The following is a 24,496-nucleotide window of genomic DNA, read 5'->3' as shown; positions in this document are numbered from 1 at the left end:
GGATGTCGTGACTCGACCCGCACGACGCCCCTCTGCCGCCGCTGCCGCAATGTCCGGCGCGGTGGACCTGTCCAGCCTGAAGCAGCCGCCGGTGACCGACGCGCCCGCAGGCGGCCATGCTGTCTCCGAGGCCGATTTCGAGGCCAAAGTGCTGCGCCGCTCCACCGAGGTACCGGTGGTGGTGGCGCTGTATTCGCAGCGCAGCCCGGGCAGTATCGAATTGGTGAGCCTGCTGGAGCAGTTGGTCGGCGAGTCCGACGACTGGGAGCTGGCCACCATCGAGGCCGAGGCGAATATGCGTATCGCGCAGGCCTTCGGCGTGCAGGGCATTCCGACGGTGATCGCGGTCGCGGCCGGTCAGCCGCTCGCCGATTTCACCGGCAATCAGCCCGAGGCGCAGGTCAGGCAGTGGCTGGCGGCGGTCCTGGACGCGGTGCGCGGGAAGCTTCCGGGTGTCGGTGAGGGCGAAGGCGAGCCCGAGGTGCCTGAGGATCCGCGTTTCGTGGCGGCCGAAGAGGCGTTGGAGCGCGGCGATTTCGACACCGCCGAGGCCGCGTACAAGGCGATTCTGAATGCCGAGCCGGCCAATGGCGAGGCCAAGGCCGCGCTGCGCCAGGTCCAGTTCATCTCCCGGGTCCAGAATCTCGATCCGGCGGGCATTGCCAAGGCGGACGCCGATCCGAGCGATCTGGACGCCGCCCTCGCGGCCGCCGATCTGGAAATGTTCAATCAGGAGCCGCAGGCCGCGTTCGACCGCCTCATCGGCCAGGTCAAGCGCACCGCGGGCGATGACCGCACCCGGGTCCGCACCCATCTGCTGGAGCTTTTCGAACTCTTCGATCCGGCCGAGCCGATCGTGATGGCCGCGCGCCGCAAGCTGGCCGCCGCTCTGTACTGACCGCACATATCCACCGGCAACTGCGCCCCTTCCGCCCAAGGCGGAAGGGGCGCAGTCGTTTTCGAATAGCGCAGGCTCCCCGCAGTCGGAGTGCGGGGAACCGGTGCGCTACTTCGCGGGGGCGGTGGCGCCCGCGCTACCGCTGGTCAGCAGCTTGACCAGATCGGTGAGGGCCGAGGACGAGCCGGTGCCGGTGCCGGACGGATCCGGCTCGCCGACCGCGACGACGGGCTGCGCGGAGACGTGGTCGTCAGCGGTGGCCAGACCCGCTCCGGCGCCGATGACACCGGCGACGGCGGCGCTGACGAACAGGGCGATACCGAGCTTCTTCATGCAGATCCATTCCTATTCACAGAGATATGTATGCGATGCGGCCGCCCCTCGAGTCGACTACAGCGCAACAACTTTCGGCAGACGGAAGTGTTCGGGGCCGAGGCATTGGGGGCCCGAATATCTGTAACGAACGCACCTGGCGGAACCGATATAAAATTAGTAAGCTTGTGCGTATGATCTCACCAACATACACCGAACTTCTCGCAGCGGGACCCGAACTCGTGTCCCTCGACGCACGCGCGGTGCGCACCAGCATCGACGTGGTGTCCCGGCTGACGGCCGCGGACCTGGACGCCCCGACCCCCTGCGCCGGCTGGGCGCTGCGGGACCTGCTGGAGCACATGATCGTTCAGCATTACGGCTTCGCTGCCGCAGCGCGCGGCGAGGACGATATCGCGCTGTGGAAGCCGCAGCCCCTGGGTGATGATCCGATCGCCGAGTATCGTGCCGCGGGGGAGCAGGTGCTGGACGCTTTCGCCGCCGACGGGGTGCTGGAGCAGGGCTTTCCGCTCCCGGAGGTGCGGGACGGCACTGTACTGCCAGCGCCGCTGTCGATCAGCTTCCACTTCGTCGACTACGTCGTGCACTCCTGGGATGTCGCCCGTGCGCTGGATGTGCCGGTCGAGTTCGACGAGGACGTGCTGGCGGCGGCTCTCGTAGTGGCGCAAGGGGTTCCGGACGGGGATATCCGACTCGCGCCGAATTCGCCGTTCGCCCCGATCGTGCCGTTCGAGGGCTCAGGGCTCGATCAGGTGCTCGCGCTCCTGGGCCGCTCGCCGCACTGGCCGAACTGATTCGGCGGGCTTGTCCGCGGGGACCAGCCACAGCGCGCTGCTCGAGGGCAGCGTGACCAGCGCGGAGGCCGGGCGGCCGTGCCACGGTTCGGCGGTCGCGGCGACCGCGCCCAGATTGCCTATTCCATTGCCTCCGTAGGCGATTGCATCGGTATTGAGCACCTCCAGCCACTGTCCGGCGGCCGGCAGCCCGACGCGGTAGTCGCGGTGTTCGGCGCCGGAGAAGTTGTAGACGCAGGCCAGCATCGCGCCGTCCGCGCCGTAGCGCAGGAAAGACAGCACATTATTGTCCCGGTCGTCGGCGTCGAGCCAGGAGTAGCCGCCGGGCGAGGTGTCCTGGCTCCACAGTGCCGGCGTCGCGCGATAGAGCGTGTTGAGATCGCGGACCAGTGTGTGAATGCCTTGGTGCAGTGGGTTTTCCAGCTCGTGCCAGTCCAGCCCGCGATCGTGGTTCCATTCGCGGAACTGCCCGAATTCCTGTCCCATGAACAGCAGCTGCTTGCCCGGATGCGCCCACATATAGGACAGCAGCGCCCGCACCCCGCTGGCCTTGGTGAAGTCGTCGCCCGGCATGCGCGTCCACAGCGTGCCCTTGCCGTGCACGACCTCGTCATGGCTGATGGGCAGCACATAGTTCTCGCTCCAGGCGTAGGTGAGCGAGAAGGTGATCTCATTGTGGTGCCAGGTGCGGTGCACCGGATCGTGCTGCAGATAGCCGAGGGTGTCGTGCATCCACCCCATATTCCATTTCATGGTGAAGCCGAGTCCGCCGACCTCGGTGGGGCGGGTGACGCCCGGCCAGGTGGTGGACTCCTCGGCAATGGTGACCACGCCCGGATGATGTTTGTGCACAGTGGCATTCATTTCCTGCAGGAATGCCACCGCCTCCAGATTCTCGCGGCCGCCGTGGATATTCGGCTCCCAGTCGGGGCGCGAATAGTCGAGGTAGAGCATGGAGGCCACGGCGTCGACCCGCAGCCCGTCGATATGGAATTCCTCGATCCAGTACCGGGCATTGGCGACCAGGAAGTTCCGGACCTCGTGCCGTCCGAAGTCGAAAACGTAGGTGCCCCAGTCGAGTTGCTCGCCGCGGCGCGGGTCGGCGTGCTCGTAGAGGGCGGTGCCGTCGAAACGCGCGAGCGCCCATTCGTCCCGCGGGAAGTGCGCGGGCACCCAGTCGAGCAGGACGCCGATGCCCTTGCGGTGCAGATGATCGGTGAACCAGCGGAAGTCGTCGGGAGTGCCGAACCGCGCGGTGGGCGCGTAATACGAGGTGACCTGATACCCCCAGGACCCGCCGAAGGGGTGTTCGGCGATCGGCAGCAGCTCGATATGCGTGAACCCCTGGGCCGCAACATATTCGGCGAGCTGCTGCGCCAGTTCGCGATAGCCGAGTCCGGGCCGCCAGGAACCCAGGTGCACCTCGTAGATGCTCATGGGCTTGCGGGTCGGATCATCGGTGTCGCGGGCGCGCAGCCACTGCTCGTCGCCCCACCCGTAGTGGCTCTCGGTCACGACAGATGCGGTGGCAGGCGGTAATTCGGTCGCGAAGGCGAAGGGATCGGCGTGATCCACGGTGCGCCCGTCCGCTCCGTGCACCCGGTACTTGTACTTGCTCCCCGCGCCGATGCCCGGCAGGAACACCTCCCACACCCCGGACCCGCCGAGCCGGCGCATGGGCGCGGTATTGCCGCTCCACCCGTCGAAATCGCCGATGACGGCCACGCCCCGGGCATTCGGCGCCCACACCGCGAACGAGGTGCCGGTCACCTCCCCGTCGAGGGTCGGATAGCGCCGTGGATGCGCACCGAGGACGTCCCACAGTCGCTCGTGGCGGCCCTCCCCGAGCAGGTGCAGATCGAGCTCCCCGAGCGTGGGCAGGAATCGGTAGCCGTCGGCATCGATGACGGTGCGCCCGCCCGGATACGAGGTGACGATCCGGTAGTCCCAGAGCTCGTGCAGCGGCGCCACGCCTTCGAAAACCCCGTGTCCGATATGTTCCAGGGGCTGATCGAGCTCGCCGATGCGCGCGAGCACCGTTTCGGCATGCGGGCGCAGCACCCGGAGGATGGTGCCGTCCGGATGCGGGTGCGCACCGAGCACGGTGTGCGGATCGGGGTGCGTGCCCGCGGCGAGCAGCAGCAGATCGCGCCGGTGCATCAGAAGGATCTTCGATAGGAGAGTTCGGCGCGCGCGGCGGCGGGCACCGGCGGCAGCGCGAGTATGTGTGCGACCGCGCGCGCGGGGTCCAGTCGCACGTAATTGCTCTGACCCCAGTGGTATTCCTCGCCGCTGATCTCGTCGAACACCACCGGCTGCTCATGCCATTCACGGCCGATGGCGGGCAGATCCAGCGAGACGTGACCCTGTTCGGGGCCGAAGGGGTTGAGGTTCACCACGATCAGCACCGCATCACCGGTGGTGGGGTCGAATTTCGAGAATGCCAGCAGTGATTCGCTGTCGGTGTGGTGGAAGTGGATGCAGCGCAGCTGCTGCAGCGCCGGATGCGCGCGCCGGATCTCGTTGAGCCGGGTGATCAACGGCTCCAGCGATTCTCCGCGCGCGGCGGCCGCGGTGAAGTGCCGCGGGCGCAGCTCGTACTTCTCGGAGTTCAGGTACTCCTCGCTGCCGGGCTGCACGGCCTGATGTTCGTAGAGCTCGAATCCGGAGTACACGCCCCAGGTCGGGCCGAGCGTCGCCGCCAGTACGGCGCGAATGGCGAACATGCCGGGCCCGCCGTGCTGCAGGCTCTCGTGCAGGATGTCCGGCGTATTCACGAACAAATTGGGCCGGGCCTCATCGGCCTTGGCCGCCAATTCCAGGCCGAACTCGGCGATCTCGTGCTTGTGCGTGCGCCAGGTGAAGTAGGTGTACGACTGCGTGAAGCCACGGCGGGCCAGGCCGTACAGCCGTGCGGGCCGGGTGAACGCCTCGGACAGGAAGATGATGTCCGGATGCTTCCGGTGCACCTGCGCGATCAGCCACTCCCAGAAGTCGGCGGGCTTGGTATGCGGGTTGTCGACACGGAATAGGGTGACGCCCAACCCGATCCAGTGCCGCACGACTCGCAGCACCTCGGCGTACAGCCCGTCCGGATCATTGTCGAAGTTGACCGGATAGATGTCCTGGTACTTCTTGGGCGGGTTCTCGGCGAAGGCGATGGTGCCGTCCGGCAGCGTGGTGAACCATTCCGGATGTGCGGCCACCCAGGGGTGGTCGGGCGCGCACTGCAGCGCCAGATCGATCGCCACCTCCAGGTCCAATTCCCGTGCGGCCCCGACGAATTCGGTGAAGTCCGCCGTTGTGCCGAGCGCCGGATGAATGGCATCGTGCCCGCCGTCGACGGAACCGATGGCCCACGGCGAGCCCACATCCTCGGGGCCGGCGGTCAGAGAGTTGTTGGGCCCCTTGCGATTCACCCTGCCGATCGGATGGATCGGCGGCAGGTACACCACATCGAATCCCATGGCGGCAATGCGCGGCAGATCCTCGGCGGCGGTGGCGAAGGTGCCGTGCACGGGCTTGCCCTCGGCATCCCAGCCGCCGGTCGAACGCGGAAAGAATTCGTACCAGGCGCCGTACAGCGACCGTTGCCGATCCACCTGCACGGCGTACTGCGGCCCCTGCGTAATCAGTTCGCGCAGTGGGGTTTCGCGCAGGATCTCGCTCACCTCGCCGCTGAAGGCGGGCGCGACCCGGGTCGGCAATTGCGCGTCACTGCGCAGTGCGGCGGCCGCGGCGCGCAGGGTCTCCCACTGCTTGCGGGGGACCTGCTGCGCGGCCCGATCCAGCAGTCGCGCACCGATTTCCAGATCATTGGCCAGATCGATCGCGCTCTGCCCGACCGCGAGTTTCGCCTCCACCGCGGCCCGCCAGCTCGCCAGCGGATCACTCCAGCCCTCGATGCGGTAGGTCCACCGTCCGGGCTTGCCCGGGGTGAAGGTGGCATTGAACACATCGGGCTGATATTCGGGCGCCATGCGAATGCGCTGAGGCCGGCTCGATCCCGGCGCCCGCACCACGAGCGTGGCCGCGACGGCGTCATGCCCTTCGCGCCACACCACCGCCCGGACCGGGAACACCTCACCGACGACGGCCTTGGCCGGCCGGCCGCCGGGTATCGCGGGGGCGGTGTCATCGATGGCGATGCGGCCGGTCACCCGGTCGAACTTACCGGGTGCGGCCCCGCCTCGACGTCGCGACCTGCTACTGCTGGCCCGGCTTCAGCATGAGGAACAGGCCGTGCGCCTCGGCGCAGAGCCGATCACCGTCGTGCAGGGTGGCGCGGACGAAGACCTTGCGGCCCTCCACGCGCTCCACCCAGCCGTGCCACTGCAGCTCGGTGTTCAGCGGCGTGATGGACCGGTAGTCGACATGCAGGAAGGCGGTACGGGTGACCGCGCGCGTGTTCACGGCCGCGGTCATACCCAGCAGATCGTCGAAGCCAAGCGCCACATGCCCGCCGTGGGCCGCGCCATTGCCACCGAGATGGAAGGTGCGGAAGGTGATTCGCGCGTGCACGCCGTCGCGGCTGACCTCGTCCACCAGATACGGGGGCAGCGTGATGTTGCCGCGCGAGGGCAGGTCGGTGCGGTGCCAGCTGGGCGCCGACCACTCATCACCCATGACCGCGTCGAGCCGCTGATTGAGGTCCTTCAGCTCCGCGATGGCCGCGAGCGCGATCTCATCGGTCGGATCGGCCAGCCGCACCCGGTCCATCAGCCCGCGCACCTGCTCGATGAACTCGCCGTAGTGCGGCCCACCCTTGGTGTTGTCGCGGCCAAGTTCCGCGATCGGCCGGAACCCACCCTCGTGATGCTCCTGGGAGGGAAGTGCCTCGACCTGCTGCTCGCTCATACAAGCACGTTAACGGTTGCCGCCCGGATGCTCCGGCCGGGGCTGGATCTTCTGCCTCCGCTTCGCTGCGGCGGGGGCGCGGCCCCTGGTCCCGGTTCTTCCCTCCCTCCGCGCCCCTCCGCTTCGCTCCTCCGCGCTCCGCTCAGTCCAGAACCGGGACGGCCGCGCCCCTGGGGCGGATGCCCCGGGGGGTGTGACACGCCGTGCGCGGGTCATGAGGCGTGCATCTGCCTCCGGGGACACCCGCCCTCCGGACACCCGCCCTCCGGACACCCGCCCAAAGTTCGCGGCCCGTCTCGTTCTGGACTGAGTGGAGCGGGGGAGCGAAGCGGAGGAGCGGAGGGAGGGAAGAACGAGACATCAGGGGCCGCGAACCGCCCGGAGCGAAGCGGAGGGCAAAATAAACCCAGTGAAGGCATTGCGTCGTTTCACCGTCCGCGCTCATCTGCCCGAGCGGTTGTCGGCTCTGACCGAGCTGGCGACAAATTTGCGCTGGTCCTGGGATGCGGCGACCCAGGATGTGTTCGCGGAGCTGGACCATGCGCTGTGGGTCGAGGTCGGGCGGGATCCGGTGCGGATGCTGGGGGAGGTGCCGGCCGAGCGGCTGGACGAGCTGGCGGGGGATGAGGCGTACACCCGGCGGGTTGATGCCGCCGCGGCTGATCTGCGTGACTATCTGGCCCGCCCGCGCTGGTTCCAGCGGCAGGAGCAGGGGCCGAAGGGGATCGCGTACTTCTCCATGGAGTTCGGCGTCACCGAGGTGCTGCCGAATTATTCTGGCGGGCTCGGGATTCTGGCGGGTGATCATCTCAAGGCGGCCTCCGATCTCGGGCTGCCGCTCATCGGTGTCGGATTGCTGTATCGCTCCGGCTATTTCCGGCAGTCGCTGACCGCCGACGGCTGGCAGGCCGAGCACTATCCGGCACTCGATCCGCAGGGACTGCCGTTGCGGCTGCTCACCGACGGCGGGGTGCCGGTGCTGCTGCACGTGGCCATGCCCGAGGGGCGGGTGCTGCGGGCACGGGTCTGGATCGCGCAGGTGGGCCGGATTCCGCTGCTGCTCTTGGATTCCGATATCGCCGAGAACGATCCGGAGCTGCGCGCGGTCACCGACCGGCTGTACGGCGGGGACCAGGACCACCGCATCAAACAGGAGATTCTCGCCGGTATCGGCGGTGTGCGGGCGGTGCGCGCCTATACCCGCGCACACGGCCTCCCCGATCCTGACGTGTTCCATATGAACGAGGGTCACGCGGGCTTCCTCGGTGTCGAGCGGATCCGCGAATTCATGGCCGCCGGAATGGATTTCGATGCCGCACTGACCGCGGTGCGCGCGGGGACCGTCTTCACCACGCACACCCCGGTCCCGGCGGGCATCGACCGCTTCGCGAGCGCCCTGGTTCGCCGCTACTTCGGCGGTGCCCACGGTGAACGGGAATCCCCTGTGCTGCCGGGTGTTTCGGTGGATCGCATTCTCGCCATGGGCCGCGAGGCCGACCCCTCGGTGTTCAATATGGCGCACCTGGGCCTGCGACTCGCCCAGCGCGCCAACGGCGTATCGAAACTGCACGGTGAGGTCAGCCGCGCCATGTTCGCGCCGCTGTGGCCCGGCTTCGACACCTCGGAGGTGCCGATCGGCTCGGTGACCAACGGTGTGCACGCCCCCACCTGGGCCGCGCGCGAATGGATCGACAAGGGCCGCGAGCTCATCGGCGACGAGCTGGTGGAGGAGGCGCGCGGCTGGGAGCGGCTCAGCGATGTGGATCTGCGCGAACTGTGGTCCACCCGAAACGATCTGCGCGGCATCCTGGTCGACGAGGTGCGCCGCCGGGTGCACGCCTCCTGGCTGGAGCGCGGTGCGGCCCCGGCCGAACTCGGCTGGATAGACCAGGTTTTCGATCCGAAGGTGCTGACGGTCGGCTTCGCGCGCCGCGTGCCCACCTACAAGCGGCTCACCCTCATGCTGCGCGATCCGGAAAGACTGCGTGCGCTGCTGCTGGATCCGGAGCGCCCGGTGCAGCTGGTGGTCGCGGGGAAATCCCATCCGGCCGACGACGGCGGCAAGGCGCTCATCCAGCAGGTGGTGCGCTTCGCCGACGATCCGGAGGTGCGCCATCGCATCGTCTTCCTGCCCAACTACGACATGTCCATGGCCCGCTGCCTCTACTGGGGTTGCGATGTGTGGCTGAACAATCCACTGCGGCCGCTCGAGGCCTGCGGTACGTCCGGTATGAAGTCGGCCCTCAACGGCGGCCTCAATCTCTCCATCCGCGACGGCTGGTGGGATGAGATGTACGACGGTGAGAACGGCTGGGCCATTCCCACCGCCGACGGCGTGCGAGACGATCACCGCCGCGACGATCTGGAAGCCTCGGCACTGTACGAACTGCTGGAACGTGCTGTGCTGCCGCGCTTCTACGACCGCGATCACGATGATCTGCCCGTGCGCTGGATGGAGATGGTCCGCCACACCCTGCAGACCCTCGGCCCCCGGGTGCTGGCCTCCCGCATGGTCCGCGACTACGCCGTCGGCTACTACGCGCCCGCCGCCGCGGCGTACGCGGCGGTGGCGCAGGACGATTTCAAGGGCGCCCGGGAGCTCGCCGAATATCGCCGACGCGTCGAATCCGCCTGGCCGGCAGTCAGAGTCGTGCAGGTGGACAGCTCGGGTCTGCCGGATATCCCGGTCATCGGCGCGAATCTCGCGCTGCGCGCCCGCATCGATCTGGGCGGGCTGACCCCGTCGGACGTCACCGTTCAGGCGGTCCTGGGACGCGTCTCACCGACCGACGACCTGACCGATATCCACAACATTCCCATGACCTACGCCGGAACGGATTCCGGCACAGAACTTTTCACCGTCGAGGCCCCCGTTCCGCTCTCCGGCGCGGTCGGCTACACCATCCGCATCCTGCCCAGTCATCCGCTGCTGGCCTCGGAGGCGGAGTTCGGGCTGGTGGCCACGCCCAGTCCCTAGGTCGCCTGTCCCAGTGTGCGTTTCAGGATCTTGCCGGTGGCATTGCGGGGCAGTGCGTCCAGGAAGGTCACATCGCGGGGCACCGAGAACCGGCTCACCCGGTGCCGGATGTAGTTGCGGATCATCTCCGAGTCCAGTCCGGATCCGGGCCGTTTGACCACGAAAGCCGCCAGGCGCTGGCCGAATTCGCGATCGGGCACGCCGACCACGGCGACCTCGCTCACCTGCGGCAGATGTGAGAGCGCCTCTTCGACCGAACGCGGGAAGACGTTCTCGCCGCCGGAGATGATCATCTCGTCGTCCCGGCCCGCCAGGAACAGCTTCCCGGAGGCGTCGAGGTAGCCGATATCCCCGGTGTCGAGCATGCCGTTGGACTCCTCCGGCGGGGTGGCATCGGTGTATCCGTCGAACAGCATGTGATTGCCGACGAAGACCCGCCCGGTGGCCCCGACCGGCAGAATGCGCCGATCCTGGCCCAGCACAGCGATTTTGGTGCCCAGCGGCGGACGGCCCGCGGTGGTGGGCGAGAGGCGCAGATCCGCCGGATCGGCAATGCTGGCCCAGGACACCTCGGTGGATCCGTACACGTTGTAGAGGATGTCGCCGAAGGTGTCCAGGAACTGCAGTACGGTCGCCCCGGCCAGCGGCGCACCGCAACTGGCGACGATTTTCAGGCTGGACAGGTCGTAGCGCGCCCGCACGTGCTCGGGCAGATCGAGAATGCGGTTCACCATCACGGGCACCACGATCAGCGCGGTCACCCTGTGCTCGGCGATCCGCCGCAGACAGTCCTCGGCGTCGAATCGATCATTGAGCACGATGGTCGCGCGAATCGCGGTGGAGATCTGCAGCGCCGCCAGCCCCCAGGTGTGGAACAGCGGCGAGGGGATCATCAGGGTCTCGTTGACGCCGAACGGGATTCGCGACAGCAGCGCCGCCACCGTCCCGAAACCCTTGGGATGCGGGCGCCGCGCACCCTTGGGCGTGCCGCTGGTCCCGGAGGTGAGCACGATCAGATGTCCCGGCCGCGCCGGTTTCTTCGCGGCGATCTCACGCATGGCGATGAGATCCTCGATCGTGGTGCGCCCGGGTTCCGGCGGCCGCTCGCCGGTGCTGAAACGCGGCAGATCGGCCGGCAGATACCGCACCAGATCCTCGAATTCGCTGTCCACGAACAGCGCCGACAGTCCGTGCCGCTGCACGATCTCCTCGATCTGCCGTGCGGGCAGACCGGTATTGAGCAGCACCGCGTCCGTGCCCGCCTTACCGGCCGCCACCATGCATTCGACCATGCCGGTGTGATTGCGGCAGAGCAGTCCGATCGAGGCCCGGTTGCCGAACCCGAGCATGGTCATGGCCCCGGCCAATGCGTTACTGCGCGAGTGCAATTGGTCGAAGGTGGTGCAGTAGCGGTCGTCGATGACGGCCGCCCGCTGCGGTGAGTGCGCGGCCGCGGCCGCATAACCGCCGGCCAGGCTGAACCCCCATTTGGCGAGGCTGCCAAGCTGTTTCAGACCTACATCGGGGCGATAGGTGCGTACCACGCCGGAGGCGACCATCTGCCGGGCGACGCTCGCCTGCAGCTTCATGGGTGAGTCTTCGCCATTGATGATCGTCGCGGTCGGCGCGCCCGTCACCAGATCGGCGACCCGTTTGAGCCCCGCCTGCGTCCAGGCCGCGGCCGCCGAGTTGGGCAGCTGCGCCACCAGCGGATGTACCAGTGCGGCTTTGAAATACGTGACCGAGATCCGCGTGTTCGGGCCGACCTCGCGCAGGCGCACCGCGGCGAAGCTGCCGGAGTCCGGGCAGTGCAGTTCGAGGTTCTCGTATTCGCGGCCGATGCGCACCTGCACCAGCAGGGTGCGGATTTCGATTCCGGCGCCGCCCACCCGCAGCGTCAGGGTGGGGTTCCGGTCGGCGGCATCACGTTGTTCGCACGCGCCGATACCGCGGAAGAGCCGGGGGTAGGACTGTGGCTCGACGAGCACATCCCAGATCGCTTTGCGACTGATCGCGAACTCCGCGATCACATCGATGACATCGGTAACCACACGTTTGCAATTCTCATCTGCCGGTACTTGCCGTCCGCCCCCGGATGACGTATTTGTAACGTCTGAGACAGTAAACCCGCAAGGTTTTCGAAATACCGGTGGGTAATAAGTTTATTTGCCCAGCAATTGCGCTGGAAGTGCTGGAAAAACAAGCATGAGGCAGGTGCGATTGCTCACGATTCGCCGGGCCGAGTAAAGTTCCGGCGAACAGGACAAGTACGGTCCTCGGGGCACCCTTCTGACCTCCTGGCCGACTGGAGACATCACACCCATGAGCACCGTCCTCACGCGCACCAAGGGGCGCGTCGACGAGTACTTCGGCATCAGCGATCACGGGTCGACCGTCAAGCGCGAGCTCATGGCCGGAACGATCACGTTCCTCGCCATGTCCTATGTGCTGGCCGTCAATCCGGCGATCCTGGGCGACCACGGCGTGCTGGGCGCCAAGGGCATGCCGACGCAGGCGGTATTCACAGCGACCGCCGTCGCGGCGGTGGTCGGCACGCTGGTGATGGGCATCTGGGCCAAGTATCCGGTGGCGCTCGCGCCCGGTATGGGGCTCAATGCCTTCTTCGCGTACACGGTCATCCTCAATATGGGAATCCCGTGGCAGGAAGCGCTTTCGGGCACCTTGCTCTCCGGCATCATCTTCTTCGTTCTGGCCATCACCAAGGTGCGCGAGAAGATCATCGACGCCATCCCCATGCAGATGAAACTGGCGGTCGGCGCCGGCATCGGCATGTTCGTGGCATTCCTCGGGCTGAAGAACGCGGGCATCGTGGTCGCCAGTGACGCGACCCTGGTGCACCTGGGCAACTTCCACAAGGGCACCACGCTGCTGGCGTTGTTCGGCCTGCTGGTGACGGTCGTGTTCCTGGTGCTGGGCTGGCACGGTGCGGTGCTGTACGGCATCCTCTCGACCACGATCCTGGGCATTGTCACCGGACTGGTAGAGCTGCCGAATTCGGTGGCCGAGCTGCCGCACGGGCTCGACAAGACCTTCGGCCAGGCCGTCATTCACCTGCCCGACGCGTTCACCGGGCAGATGATCATCGTGGTGCTCACCATGCTTTTCGTCGACTTCTTCGATGCCTCGGGCACTTTGATCGGCGTCGCGAATCAGGCGGGGCTGCTCACCAAGGAGGGCAAGCTCGAGCGCGCCGGACAGGCCCTTGCGGCCGATTCGGTCGGCACCGCGGCGGGCGCGATCATCGGCACCTCCACCACCACCGCGTACGTCGAATCCACGGCCGGTGTCTCGGCGGGCGGGCGCACCGGTCTGACCGCGGTCTCCACGGCCGGCTGGTTCCTGCTGGCCATGTTCTTCTTCCCGCTCTTCGCGGTGGTCGCGGATGTGCCCGCGGTAACCGCCCCGGCGCTCATCGTGGTCGGCGTGCTCATGTCCCGCGCCCTCGGCGATATCGACTGGAGCCGTTTGGAATACGCGGTCCCGGCCTTCATCACCGTGATCATGATGCCGCTGACCTACTCCATCGCGAACGGCATCGCCATGGGTCTGCTCTTCTATCCGATCGTCATGGTCGCCAAGCGCCGCGGGCGCGAAGTGCATCCGGTGATGTGGGTGCTGATGGTCGTGTTCGCCTCCTACTTCTGGTTCCTCGCGAAGTAGTCCAGGTCACACGTTTCCTTCCCGGCAGCGGAATAGCCTGCCGCACGGCTCGGTTGAGTCCCACTGTGCAGCTATGCGGACCACGGTCCGTTTGTAGACGACCGCAGGTAGACCGATGAGGAATGGGAAAGCAATGACGACTGTCGACGAAAACGCCGCCGGTACACGCACTTCCGGTGTGGCCACACGGAAGGGCCTGGACGCCAGTGCCTCCGATATCGGCCTGCTGGTGGCGCGGGTGGGCTTCGGTGCGCTGCTCGTGGTGCACGGTACCCAGAAACTGTTCGGCTGGTTCAGCGGCTACGGCCTGGACGCGACCGCCGGAGCCTTCGAGGGAATGGGCTACGACCCGGGCAAATTCTTCGCCACGCTCGCGGGCCTGAGCGAGGTGACCGGCGGCGCGCTGCTGGCACTCGGCCTGCTGACGCCGCTGGCGGCCGCAATTGTGCTGGGCACCATGCTGAATGCGATCAATGCGACGTGGCACGGCGGGTTCGCGGCCTACGAGTCGGCGCTGCTCTACGCGGTCGCGGCGGTGGCACTGGCCTTCGCCGGGCCGGGGCGGTTCGCGCTGGATGCCGGGCGGCCTTGGGCGCGTAAGGGATTCACCTGGGCCGCGGGTGCGGTGCTGCTGGGTGTGGTGGCCGCGCTCATCACGCTGATCGCGAAGTAAATCCCGAAGTACGCACTGTAATAAGAAGTCTATGGTCCCCGCGCCGCGTGCAGGGCTTGGCGCGGGGACACCGATACTTCCGATGTGGGAATTGGGGGTACACCGGGGTATCGCAGGCCAATTTACTTCTATTCGGAAGTACACACCACTCGTGTGATCGTTTTCACACGGGTGTTTTGTTTAGCTCAGGAGATTTGGTAAGGCGCTCCAAAGCCTTTGTCACCACTTGCGGATCGGACGTTTCCCAATACGGCGGCAACGACGCTCGAAGATATCCGCCATAGCGGGCGGTCGCGAGACGTGAATCCAGAATAGCGATGACGCCGCGATCGTCCACACTGCGCAGCAGGCGGCCGGTGCCCTGCGCCAGTAACAATGCCGCATGATTGGCCGCGATCGACAGAAAACCGTTGCCGCCCCGCGATTCCACCGCGCGCTGCCGCGCCACCAGCAGCGGATCGTCCGGGCGCGGGAACGGAATCCGGTCCAGGATAACCAGGCTCAGCGACGGGCCCGGCACGTCCACGCCCTGCCACAGCGAAAGCGTGCCGAAGAGTGAGGTTTCCGGGTCCTCGGCGAACTTCTTGACCAGTGCGCCGGTGGCATCGTCGCCCTGGCACAGCACCGGGGTATCGAGTCGCTCGCGCAGAATCTCGGTGGCGGCCTTGGCCGCTCGCATGGAGGAGAACAGGCCGAGGGTGCGGCCGCCGGCCGCGGTGATGAGGCGCTCGATCTCGTCCAGGTACGCGGTCGGCAGGCCGTCGCGGCCCGGTGCGGGAAGATGCTTGGCCACGTACAGGATTCCGGATTTGGCATGGTCGAAGGGGGAGCCCACGTCGACCGAATTCCAGTGCAGCGCAGCGGCATCGGACGGGGCCTCGACGCCGCTGGCCAGCGCCGGATCCACCTTGGCGGCGGACTTGGGCGGTAAGCCCCAGGTGACGGCCAGATTGTCGAAGGAGCCGCCGATCTGCAGTGTGGCCGAGGTCAGAACGACTGTGGCGGTACCGAACAGGCGGCTGCGCAGCAGGCCGCCCACCGAGAGCGGGGCCATGTGCAGGGTGCGGCGCGGGACGCCGCGCACCTCATCGCTGGCCAGCCAGATGACATCGCGATGCGCGGACGGGTCCGGCTCCTCGTAGGTGGTGAGCACGCGCACCGCCGCGTCGTGGATTTCCTCGATGGCGGCGAGGGCTTGATTGCGGGCGGCCGCGGATTCGGGATCGGCCTGTGGATTGGTGGAACCCGTAGGCGCGAGCGCGGTGCGGGCATTCCAGGCGGCATCGCGAATGAGCGCCAGCACCGAGGCCGCGCCGTCGGGCATGCGGTCCCAGCGTCCGGGGTTGAGCTCGTCCAGGAGGGTGTGCCAGGCCTCGGCCGCACCCTCGAGGCGATCCACCTCCTGCTCGTCGATGAGTTTGTTGCAGCGTTTGGCGGCCGCGCTGATCGATCCGGTGGACAACTCCGCCGTGGCCACCCCGGTGACCCGGTCGACCAGTTCGTGCGCCTCGTCGATCACCACCACATCGTGTTCGGGCAGTACCTGGATGCCGCTGATGGCATCGATGGCCAGCAGTGCGTGATTGGTGACGATCACATCGGCCGCACCCGATTCCGCGCGCGCCTTCTCGGCAAAGCAGTCCTGCCCGAACTGGCACCGCGACTTACCCAGGCACTCACGCGAGCTCACGCTCACCTGCCGCCAGGCCCGATCACTCACGCCCGGCGTGAGCTCGTCCCGATCCCCGGTCTCGGTATCGGACACCCACTCGTGCAGCCGCTGCACCTCGCGGCCCAGTCGCGAGATGGCGAACGCGTCGAACAGCTCCGCCTCACCGGGCTCGTCCGGAATCGCACTATTGATCTTGTTCAAGCACAGATAGTTATTGCGCCCCTTGAGAATCGCGAACTGCGCCACCCGCCCCAGCTGCTCCGCCAGCGCCCCACTCAACCGCGGCAGATCCCGATCCACCAGCTGCCGCTGCAGAGCGATCGTCGCCGTCGACACCACAACGGTCCGTCCCGTCCGCACCGCATGCCGCAAACTCGGCACCAGATACGCCAGCGATTTCCCCGTCCCGGTCCCCGCCTGCACCGCCAGATGCTCCCCGGTATCAATGGCATGCGCCACCGCCGCGGCCATAGTCTGCTGCCCCTTGCGCTCCTTACCCCCCAGCGCCTGGACAGCGGTGGCCAATAGCTTCGGGACGGGAGGGAGTTCGGGCACGACGGCCAGGTTACTGCTCCCGGCCGACAAGCTGTATTTTTTGCCTCCGCTTCGCTGCGGCGGGTTCGCGGCCCTGTTACCCCGTTCTTCCCTCCTTCCGCTCCTCCGCTGCGCTCAGTCCAGAACGGGGCGGGTCGCGAACTCAGGGCGGGTGTGTCAGTTTTCGACTGTCCCCGCGAGCTCGACGCCCGAGGCGCGGAGTTTGTCGAGGGCGGTTTGCAGGGTGGCGGGGGAGACGGGGGCGGTGAGGCCGAGGAGGACTCGGGTGGTGAAGCCCTCGGCGCGGGCATCGAGGGCGGTGGCGCGGACGCAGTGGTCGGTGGCTATGCCGCAGACGTCGACGGCGTCGATGGAACGGTCGCGGAGCCAGTCCGCGAGGGAGGTCGAGCCGTCGGAGGCGGTGCCCTCGAAGCCGGAGTAGGCGGCGGTGTACGCGCCCTTGGAGAAGATCTCCTCGATGGGAGCGGTGTCGAGCGCCGGGTGGAAATCCGCGCCGGGCGTGCCGACCCGGCAGTGCGGCGGCCAGGAGTCGACGTAATCGGGCTGTTCGGAGAAGTGCGCGCCCGGATCGATGTGGAAGTCCCGGGTGGCCACCACCGCGGTGTAATCGGACACGCCGAGGTATTCGGTAATCCGCTCGGCGACCGCTGCCCCGCCGGCGACGGCCAGCGACCCGCCCTCGCAGAAATCGTTCTGTACATCCACGACGATCAGTGCTCGGCTCATAGCGACCTCCCGGGGGAACGGTTCCTTACCTCGTGCATTGTGCCGCGCCCCGGGACCGCGCGGCTATGTGAGGGGACCGGGCGGCTATGTGAGAAACGTCGTCGGAATCGCCGGTTCCCCGGCCGAGAGCTTCAGGCCCTCCCACGGCAGGCTGATCAGTCCCCGCGCCACCAGTCCGCGGCTGTCCTGCAAGCTCGGCAGGTCCGGGACCACCTCGCCCTTGCGGACCAGGGGCGTCTGCAGATCGCGGACCTCGTAGCCATTGGGTTCGGGCCGCTGCCCGGAATCCGGGTACACGATTTCCTCGACCAGCGTCCCGGTGCGCCGCACCAGCCGCACCGCCCGCTTGGTACCGCCGCGAGATTCCTTGTGCGAGCTGCGTTTCGCCACCGGAACACCGTCGACCTCGACCAGTTTGTAGACCATGCCCGCGGTGGGCGCACCGGATCCGGTGACCAGCGCGGTCCCGACGCCGTACACGTCCACCGGTTCGGCGCGCAGCGCGGCGATGGCGTATTCGTCCAGATCCCCGGACACCACGATCTTGGTGCGCACCGCGCCGAGCGCGTCCAACTGCTCGCGCACCTGGCGCGCCATCACGCCCAGATCGCCGGAATCGATTCGGACGCCGCCCAATTCGGGTCCCGCGACCTCGATGGCGGTGTTCACGCCGCGCGCGATATCGAAGGTGTCGACCAGCAGCGTGGTGCCGATACCCAGCGTCGCGATCTGGCTGCGGAAGGCCGCGGCCTCGTGCTCACCGTCGGATCCGCTGTGCAGCAAGGTGAATGCGTGCGCACTGGTGCCCGACCCCGGGACGCCGAAGCTGCGCACCGCCTCCAGATTGGAGGTGGCATCCAGCCCGGCCAGGTACGCCGCCCGCGAGGCGGCCGGGGCGGCCAGCTCATGCGTTCGGCGCGAACCCATTTCGATCATGCGGCGGCCACCGGCGGCGCTCACCATGCGGGCGGCGGCCGCGGCGATGGCGCTGTCGTGGTTGTAGATCGATAGGGCCAGCGTCTCCAGCAGCACACATTCGGCGAAGGTGCCGCGCACAGTGAGAATGGGGGAGCCCGGAAAGTAGAGCTCGCCCTCGCGGTAGCCGTCGATATCGCCGCTGAAGCGGTAGTCGCGCAGCCAGTCCACCGCGGCCGGGTCCAGGAATTTCGCCACGATCGCGAGTTCCGGCTCGCCGAAACGGAATTCGGCCAGCGCCGCCAGCAGGCGCCCGGTGCCCGCGACCACCCCGTACCGGCGGCCGTGCGGCAGCCGCCGCGCGAATACCTCGAAGGTGGAGCGCCGGTGCGCGGAGCCGTCGGCCAGTGCCGCGGCGAGCATGGTCAGCTCGTACTGGTCGGTCAGCAACGCGGTGCTGGTACTGCCGTCGGCGATCGTCACGACCACCACTGTAGGCACAGGCCGACCGGTCATCCCGTTGCCGCCCGTTCTCCGACACGTCGGCCGAGCTGACGTCTGCGCTGGGCGTGTCGTGTGGGCTGTTGTTTCTCTGCACTCGAGTCGTACCCTGGACGTTATGGGTCTGTGCACAGAAGACGCTGTCCGGATTGCCGCCGGTCCGGCAGGCGCGAACAGGACAGTGTCGGCGGCACCGGTGCCTGTGGCGGCGCCGCACGTGATTGCCGGAGCCTCGCAGGCGATGCCAGAGGCCGTCGAATACACCGAAATTCTGGAAGCCGAGGATCGGCCGTGGGTCACCGTCGTGTGGGACGATCCGGTCAACCTCATGCACTACGTGGCGTACATCTTCCAGAAGCTGTTCGGCTACAGCAAAGGCAAGGCAAACGAGCTCATGCTCCAGGTCCACAATGAGGGCAAGGCCGCCGTCTCCTCGGGCTCGCGCGACAAGATGGAGCACGACGTGCAGCGTCTGCACGCCGCCGGACTATGGGCGACCATGCAGCGTGACCAGTGACCCGGGCAGCTACGGTAGCCCGGTGCGGAAGTGGAGCAGGAAGAACTCCCTGAGCGGGTTGAAACTCCGGTCGGAAATGGACGCCCACGAGGCGGAGGTACTGCGCTCGCTGGTGGGCGCGGTGACCGGGCTGCTGACCGACCGAGCCCGTTCGGCCCCCGAGGATGAACTGGCCGCCCTCACCGGGTTACAGCTGGGCAACACCACCCCGCCGGACGATCCCCGATTGGCCCGGCTGCTGCCCGACTTCCATCGCAGTGAACCGGGTTCGCCCGATGCCGAGCGCGCCGGTCTCAATTCCGCGCTGCGCAGCCTGCACGAACCGGGCATCATCGAAACCAAGGTCGCCGCCGGGCTGGTCATCCTGGAGACCCTCCCGCCGCAGGGCGGCAAGATCATCCTCACCCCCGAGCAGGCCGACTGCTGGCTCAATGCGCTCAATGACGTCCGCCTCGCGCTGGGCACCGCGCTCGATATCGACGCCGACACGCCCGAACATCTGGACCAGGACGATCCGCGCGCCCCCAGCCTCGACGTCTACCACTGGCTGACCTGGATGCAGGACTCGCTGCTGCAAGCGCTCATGCCCTAGCCGTCCGGCTCGGGACACCGTCGGCTCGGAGGTGAAGTCCGTGAACAGTGCTGCGGGACCACAGAATTCGATCACCGATGTGCCGGGCGTGCTGGTCGGACACCAGCACTCGATCGACCCGGACGCGACCCTCGGATCCGGCGCGGCCACCGGCTGCACCGTGCTGCGCGTGCCGGGCGGGGCCACCGCCTCGGTGGATGTGCGCGGCGGCGGACCGGGCACCCGGGAAACCGATCTGCTCGACCCCGGTAATACCGTGCGCCAGGTGAATGCCGTGCTGCTCACCGGCGGCAGCGCCTACGGCCTGGCCGCGGCCGACGGCGTCATGCGCTGGCTGGAGGAGCACGGCGAAGGCATTCCGATGGATCCCGCCGACCCCTCGCGTGTGGTGCCCATCGTGCCGGGCGCGGTGATCTTCGATCTTCCGGTGGGGGACTGGCATATTCGGCCCGGCGCCGATTTCGGATTCCTGGCGGCGGACTCCGCGCAGACGGAATTCGCGCGCGGCTCGGTCGGTGCGGGCGCCGGTGCGCGGGCCGGATCCCTCAAGGGCGGGGTGGGTACCGCGAGTGTGCGCTTCACCGACGGACCGGCCGCCGGCATCACGGTTGGCGCGCTGATCGTCGCCAATCCGGTCGGCTCGGTTTTCGATCCGCGCACCGGATTGCCCTGGGGCACAGGCACGGACGGCCCCGAGCACTTCGGCCTGCGCCCCGTCGCCGCCGACCGCCTGGCCGCCGCGAACGCGCTCCCGGTGAAGGGCACCGTGCTCAATACCACCATCGGCGTGGTCGCCACCGATGCGGCGCTGGACCCCTCGGCCTGCCGCCGAATGGCCACCACCGCCCACGACGGCCTGGCCCGCGCCATTCGTCCCGCGCATTCGCCGCTCGACGGTGACACGCTCTTCGCGATGGCCACCGGCACCGCCGCACCCGGCCCCGGCTTCCCGCTGCCGCCGGCCTTTCCCGCCGACCTGCTCATCCTCGATCAGCTCTGTACCGCTGCCGCCGTCTGTGTGGAGCGCGCCATAGTCGACGCCATCCTCTCCGCGACCTCGGTCGCCGGAATTCCTTCCTACACAGACCTCTTCGGCGCGTAGGGCCGGGCACCGCAGTGCGGCCGGCGACCTCAGCTGCGGTAGGCGGGGTTCCGCTAGCCGATCCTGTCGGGGGCATCCCACGCGGGAGAGCGGCCGGAGCTTCGGGGGGTGTGACCCGAGCCGCCGGGAATAGCCGAATATTCTGACTGGTTGACGACAGCGATTCGCCTGCCCGCGGGCGGGCGTCCGTCGGGTGGTGAGCGGAAGGATTCGACAGTGCTGGTGATCAGGGCCGAGCTCGTGGAGGCAATGGTCGCGCACGCGCGCGCCGATCACCCCGACGAGGCGTGCGGCGTCATCGCCGGTCCCGAAGGCTCCGACCGCCCCGAGCGCTTCGTGCCCATGGTCAATGCCGAGCGCTCGCCCACCTTCTACCGCTTCGATTCCGGTGAACAGCTGAAAGTCTGGCGCGCCATGGGCGATGCCGACGAGGAAGCCGTGGTCATCTATCACTCGCACACCGCGACCGAGGCGTACCCGAGCCGCACCGATATCTCCTACGCGTCCGAGCCGAACGCCCACTACGTGCTGATCTCCACTCGCGATCCCGAGCAGCACGAGCTGCGCAGCTACCGCATCCTCGACGGCGTCGTCACCGAGGAGCCGGTCGAGATCACCACCGCCTGAACACTTTCCGCCGGATACAGCAAGGAGCCCACAATGCCGGTCACCGTCTCCATCCCGACCATCATGCGCACTCTCACCGGAGGTGAGAAGCGGGTGCAGGCCGAAGGCGCGACCCTCGCCGCCCTCATCGACAACCTCGACGCGAACCACACCGGCCTCAAGGACCGACTCCTCAAGGACGGCAAGCTCAACCGCTACGTGAACATCTACGTCGACGACGAGGATGTGCGTTTCTCCGGTGGCTTGGAGGCCGAGGTCCCCGAGGGCGGCACCGTCACCATCCTGCCGGCGGTCGCCGGCGGCGCGCGCTAACCGTGGCCCGCTACGAGTCGCTGATCGCGACGCTCGGCAATACCCCGCTGGTCGGGCTGCGCAACCTGTCCCCGCAATGGGACGGCGACAACCATGTGCGGTTGTGGGCCAAACTCGAGGACCGCAATCCCACCGGGTCGATCAAGGACCGCCCGGCCCTGCGGATGATCGAGCAGGCCGAGGCCGACGGGCTGCTGACCCCGGGCTGCACGATCTTGGAGCCGACCAGCGGCAATACCGGAATCTCCCTGGCCATGGCCGCCAAGCTCAAGGGCTATCACCTGGTCTGCGTCATGCCGGAGAACACCTCGATCGAGCGCCGCCAGCTGCTGACCATGTTCGGAGCCCGCATCATCGACTCGCCCGCCGCCGGCGGCTCCAATCAGGCTGTCGCGCTGGCCAAGCAGATCGCCGCGGAAAATCCGGACTGGGTGATGCTCTACCAGTACGGCAATCCGGCCAACGCGCTCGCCCACTACGAGACCACCGGCCCGGAAATCCTCGCCGACCTGCCCGAGATCACGCACTTCGTCGCGGGCCTGGGCACCACCGGCACCCTGATGGGCACCGGCCGCTTCCTGCGCGAAAAGGTCCCCGGCATCGATATCGTCGCCGCCGAACCCCGCTACGGCGAACTGGTCTACGGCCTGCGCAATATCGACGAGGGCTTCATTCCCGAGCTCTACGACGAATCCGTCCTGACCTCCCGCTTCTCGGTGGGCCCCTACGACGCCGTCCGCCGCACCCGCGAATTGGTCCTGGAAGAAGGCATTTTCGCCGGCATCTCCACCGGCGCCATCCTGCACGCGGCCCTGGGCGTAGCGAAAAAGGTCCAGAAGGCAGGCACATCCGCCGACATCGCCTTCATAGTCGCCGACGGCGGCTGGAAATACCTCTCCACCGGCGCCTACGACGGCACCCTCGAAGAAGCCGAAGACCGCCTCGACGGCCAACTCTGGGCCTGACCCCCTGCCGCACCCGACCCGGGCTCCCCACCCATGGCGTACCCCTCCGCCCCCGACGTCGCGCCTGCCCCTGCTCACGATGCAGTCATCGAGAGGGCTCTCATAGTGGGCGTGTACGGCGTGTCGCCACCGTGAGAGCCCTCTCGGTGAAGTGCTCTGCCGGTCGGTGGGCGGGAGCGGCTGTCGGGTCGGGGCGGGGGGCTGGTGTCGCCGGTACGCTCGAGGCAGAGGTTGGTCTAGGAGGTACTGGCGATGACCGGTGGTGTCGGAGCGTCGTTCGATCCGGAGCGGATCGGTCGGATGCAGAAGCAGTTGACCGATCCGGGGTCGGAGCCGCGTTCGGCCGGTGGGTTGAAGCTGCTGTGGCAGCGGGCTATTGCGATCACGCTCGGATTCACCGCACTGCTGTACGGAATCGAAGGCGTGGACGCCGCCACGGGGCAGGAATTCGATCAGGCCGGCGTCAAGCCGCGCACGGCGGACGGGCTCGAGGGCATTGTCTTCGGCCCTGTGCTGCATGCCAATTGGGAACATCTGATCGGCAATACCGTCCCGGTGCTGGTGCTGGGTCTGCTGACCCTGCTCACCGGTATCGGCCGGGGGCTGGCCGCGACCGCCATCGTCTGGGTGATCGGCGAAGGCGGCACCTGGTTGATCGGGCCGTCGAACACGGTCCACATCGGCGCCTCGGTCCTGGTATTCGGCTGGCTCACATATTTGATTTCGCGCGGCGTCTTCGCGCGCAATGTGGTGCAGATCGCCATCGGCCTGGTAGTGGGGTTGCTGTACGGCTCGATTCTGTGGGGTGTGCTGCCCGGAGACCCCGGAATCTCTTGGCAAGGACATCTTTTCGGGGCGGTGGGTGGACTGGTTGCCGGATGGGTACTCTCATCGGATGAACGTCGTCATCGTCGCGGGGCTAACGCCGGCCGTATCGCGTCGTCGGGGTGACGGTGGACCCGGCCGGCGATTTGGGGGATCCCTCCTTGAGTGAGACAGCAGCGTGGCAGCATGGGGGAATGCGCCTCACCGTGATCGGGTGCTCGGGCAGCGTGTCCGGCCCGGATTCCCCGGCATCGGGATACTTGCTCACCGGCCCGGATATGACTCCCACCGTGATCGATTTCGGCCCGGGTGTATTGGGTGCGCTGCAGCGTTACCTCGATCCCGGTGAAGTCGACATCTTCCTGACCCATCTGCATGCCGACCATTGCCTGGATTTGCCGGGCCTGCTGGTGTGGCGGCGCTACCACCCGAACCCGCCGACGGGGAAGGCCATCGTCTACGGCCCTTCCGACACGTCGCTGCGTATCGGCAATGCGTCCGCGGAGATCGGCGGCGATACCGACGATTGGTCCGATGTCATCGATATGCGGCAGTGGACGGTCGATGCGCCGATTCCTTTCGGAAACGGCCATACGATCGAGGCCCGCCGCATGTTCCATCCGCCGGAGTCCTACGGTCTGCGCATCAAAACCGCTCCCGACCGCACCTTCGTCTATACCGGCGATACGGCACTGTGCCCGGAGGTCGTAGAGCTGGCGCGCGGCGCGGATGTGCTGCTCGCCGAGGCCTCCTGGACCCACGACCCGGCGAATCGTCCCCCCGGCATTCACCTTTCGGGCCATGAGGCGGGCATTGTCGCCGCCGAGGCCGGTGTCGGTGAACTGCTGCTCACCCATATTCCGCCGTGGACCTCCCGTGAGGACGTCATCGCCGAGGCGAAGGCGGTCTTCAGCGGCCCGGTACACGCGGTTTCTCCCGGCGAAGTCTTCGAGATCTGACCGTCTAGGCTGTGG

Annotated in this window: 21 protein-coding genes; 13 read left to right on the top strand and 8 right to left on the bottom strand. The window is 67.5% G+C overall.

Annotated elements, in window-relative coordinates:
* The first annotated feature begins 49 nt into the window (after positions 1-49).
* Positions 50-898 (top strand): tetratricopeptide repeat protein, encoded by an 849-nt coding sequence (locus tag OG716_RS25545; protein ID WP_405139902.1) that lies wholly within the window; start codon positions 50-52, stop codon positions 896-898.
* A 108-nt stretch (positions 899-1,006) separates the two neighbouring features.
* Here the strand turns inward: OG716_RS25545 and OG716_RS25540 are convergent, their stop codons facing one another.
* On the bottom strand, positions 1,007-1,231 hold the full coding sequence (locus OG716_RS25540; protein ID WP_405133268.1) for a hypothetical protein: 225 nt from the start codon (positions 1,229-1,231) through the stop codon (positions 1,007-1,009).
* A gap of 173 nt (positions 1,232-1,404) precedes the next feature.
* Here OG716_RS25540 and OG716_RS25535 point away from each other — a divergent pair, with 173 nt between their 5' ends.
* A complete protein-coding gene (locus OG716_RS25535; protein ID WP_405133267.1) occupies positions 1,405-2,025 on the top strand; it encodes a TIGR03086 family metal-binding protein in 621 nt (206 codons plus the stop codon).
* Here the strand turns inward: OG716_RS25535 and glgB are convergent.
* Genes glgB through OG716_RS25520 form a run of 3 tightly spaced genes read right to left on the bottom strand, consistent with a single transcriptional unit; the run spans position 1,969 to position 6,882 of the window.
* The gene (gene glgB, locus OG716_RS25530) at positions 1,969-4,185 is read right to left on the bottom strand and encodes a 1,4-alpha-glucan branching protein GlgB (protein WP_405133266.1); all 2,217 of its coding nucleotides are present in this window, start codon (positions 4,183-4,185) and stop codon (positions 1,969-1,971) included. The genes OG716_RS25535 and glgB overlap by 57 nt on opposite strands.
* Complete coding sequence (locus OG716_RS25525; RefSeq protein ID WP_405133265.1) at positions 4,185-6,185, bottom strand: alpha-1,4-glucan--maltose-1-phosphate maltosyltransferase; 2,001 nt, start codon at positions 6,183-6,185, stop codon at positions 4,185-4,187. Before OG716_RS25525 ends, glgB begins: the two co-directional genes overlap by 1 nt.
* Before the next feature lie 46 nt (positions 6,186-6,231).
* The gene (locus tag OG716_RS25520) at positions 6,232-6,882 is read right to left on the bottom strand and encodes a PaaI family thioesterase (RefSeq protein WP_405133264.1); all 651 of its coding nucleotides are present in this window, start codon (positions 6,880-6,882) and stop codon (positions 6,232-6,234) included.
* 409 nt (positions 6,883-7,291) lie between these two features.
* Between OG716_RS25520 and glgP the strand changes: the two genes are divergently transcribed.
* The gene (gene glgP / locus OG716_RS25515; protein WP_405133263.1) at positions 7,292-9,859 is read left to right on the top strand and encodes an alpha-glucan family phosphorylase; all 2,568 of its coding nucleotides are present in this window, start codon (positions 7,292-7,294) and stop codon (positions 9,857-9,859) included.
* Here the strand turns inward: glgP and OG716_RS25510 are convergent.
* Positions 9,856-11,910: an AMP-binding protein gene (locus OG716_RS25510; RefSeq protein WP_405133262.1), complete on the bottom strand. Its 2,055-nt coding sequence runs from the start codon at positions 11,908-11,910 to the stop codon at positions 9,856-9,858. The two genes, glgP and OG716_RS25510, sit on opposite strands and share 4 nt — an antisense overlap.
* Before the next feature lie 271 nt (positions 11,911-12,181).
* On the opposite strand from OG716_RS25510, the gene OG716_RS25505 reads away from it, so the two are divergent.
* Together OG716_RS25505 and OG716_RS25500 are read left to right on the top strand one after the other, a co-directional pair.
* Complete coding sequence (locus OG716_RS25505) at positions 12,182-13,540, top strand: NCS2 family permease (protein WP_405133261.1); 1,359 nt, start codon at positions 12,182-12,184, stop codon at positions 13,538-13,540.
* 133 nt (positions 13,541-13,673) lie between these two features.
* On the top strand, positions 13,674-14,213 hold the full coding sequence (locus tag OG716_RS25500) for a DoxX family protein (RefSeq protein WP_405133260.1): 540 nt from the start codon (positions 13,674-13,676) through the stop codon (positions 14,211-14,213).
* 163 nt (positions 14,214-14,376) lie between these two features.
* Here the strand turns inward: OG716_RS25500 and OG716_RS25495 are convergent, their stop codons facing one another.
* The 3 genes from OG716_RS25495 to OG716_RS25485 all read right to left on the bottom strand — a co-directional run bounded on the left by OG716_RS25495 (position 14,377) and on the right by OG716_RS25485 (position 18,597).
* Positions 14,377-16,440 carry an ATP-dependent DNA helicase gene (locus OG716_RS25495; RefSeq protein ID WP_405133259.1) on the bottom strand — a complete coding sequence of 688 codons (2,064 nt, stop codon included), beginning with the start codon at positions 16,438-16,440 and terminating at the stop codon, positions 14,377-14,379.
* Positions 16,441-16,596: 156 nt separating this feature from the next.
* Positions 16,597-17,166, bottom strand: coding sequence for a nicotinamidase (locus OG716_RS25490; protein ID WP_405133258.1), 570 nt, complete (start codon positions 17,164-17,166; stop codon positions 16,597-16,599).
* An 84-nt stretch (positions 17,167-17,250) separates the two neighbouring features.
* Positions 17,251-18,597, bottom strand: coding sequence for a nicotinate phosphoribosyltransferase (locus tag OG716_RS25485; protein WP_405133257.1), 1,347 nt, complete (start codon positions 18,595-18,597; stop codon positions 17,251-17,253).
* Positions 18,598-18,823: 226 nt separating this feature from the next.
* On the opposite strand from OG716_RS25485, the gene clpS reads away from it, so the two are divergent.
* From clpS to OG716_RS25445, 8 genes are all read left to right on the top strand, one after another.
* Positions 18,824-19,099, top strand: a complete 276-nt coding sequence (clpS, locus tag OG716_RS25480; protein ID WP_297623599.1) for an ATP-dependent Clp protease adapter ClpS — start codon at positions 18,824-18,826, stop codon at positions 19,097-19,099.
* Between the two features lie 22 nt (positions 19,100-19,121).
* Positions 19,122-19,691, top strand: a complete 570-nt coding sequence (locus tag OG716_RS25475) for a DUF2017 domain-containing protein (protein ID WP_405133256.1) — start codon at positions 19,122-19,124, stop codon at positions 19,689-19,691.
* A gap of 40 nt (positions 19,692-19,731) precedes the next feature.
* Complete coding sequence (locus OG716_RS25470; protein ID WP_405133255.1) at positions 19,732-20,793, top strand: P1 family peptidase; 1,062 nt, start codon at positions 19,732-19,734, stop codon at positions 20,791-20,793.
* Positions 20,794-21,009: 216 nt separating this feature from the next.
* On the top strand, positions 21,010-21,420 hold the full coding sequence (locus OG716_RS25465) for a Mov34/MPN/PAD-1 family protein (protein ID WP_405139900.1): 411 nt from the start codon (positions 21,010-21,012) through the stop codon (positions 21,418-21,420).
* Positions 21,421-21,453: 33 nt separating this feature from the next.
* Positions 21,454-21,732: a MoaD/ThiS family protein gene (locus OG716_RS25460; RefSeq protein WP_405133254.1), complete on the top strand. Its 279-nt coding sequence runs from the start codon at positions 21,454-21,456 to the stop codon at positions 21,730-21,732.
* Between the two features lie 2 nt (positions 21,733-21,734).
* The gene (locus OG716_RS25455) at positions 21,735-22,697 is read left to right on the top strand and encodes a cysteine synthase (RefSeq protein ID WP_355131430.1); all 963 of its coding nucleotides are present in this window, start codon (positions 21,735-21,737) and stop codon (positions 22,695-22,697) included.
* A gap of 252 nt (positions 22,698-22,949) precedes the next feature.
* On the top strand, positions 22,950-23,648 hold the full coding sequence (locus OG716_RS25450; protein WP_405133253.1) for a rhomboid family intramembrane serine protease: 699 nt from the start codon (positions 22,950-22,952) through the stop codon (positions 23,646-23,648).
* A gap of 68 nt (positions 23,649-23,716) precedes the next feature.
* The gene (locus tag OG716_RS25445; RefSeq protein ID WP_355131471.1) at positions 23,717-24,481 is read left to right on the top strand and encodes a cyclic nucleotide-degrading phosphodiesterase; all 765 of its coding nucleotides are present in this window, start codon (positions 23,717-23,719) and stop codon (positions 24,479-24,481) included.
* The last annotated feature ends 15 nt before the right edge of the window (positions 24,482-24,496 follow it).

It is taken from the genome of Nocardia sp. NBC_01388 (genome assembly GCF_045040085.1).
Classification (GTDB): Bacteria; Actinomycetota; Actinomycetes; order Mycobacteriales; family Mycobacteriaceae; genus Nocardia.
This window is presented reverse-complemented; position numbering and strand designations above follow the sequence as displayed.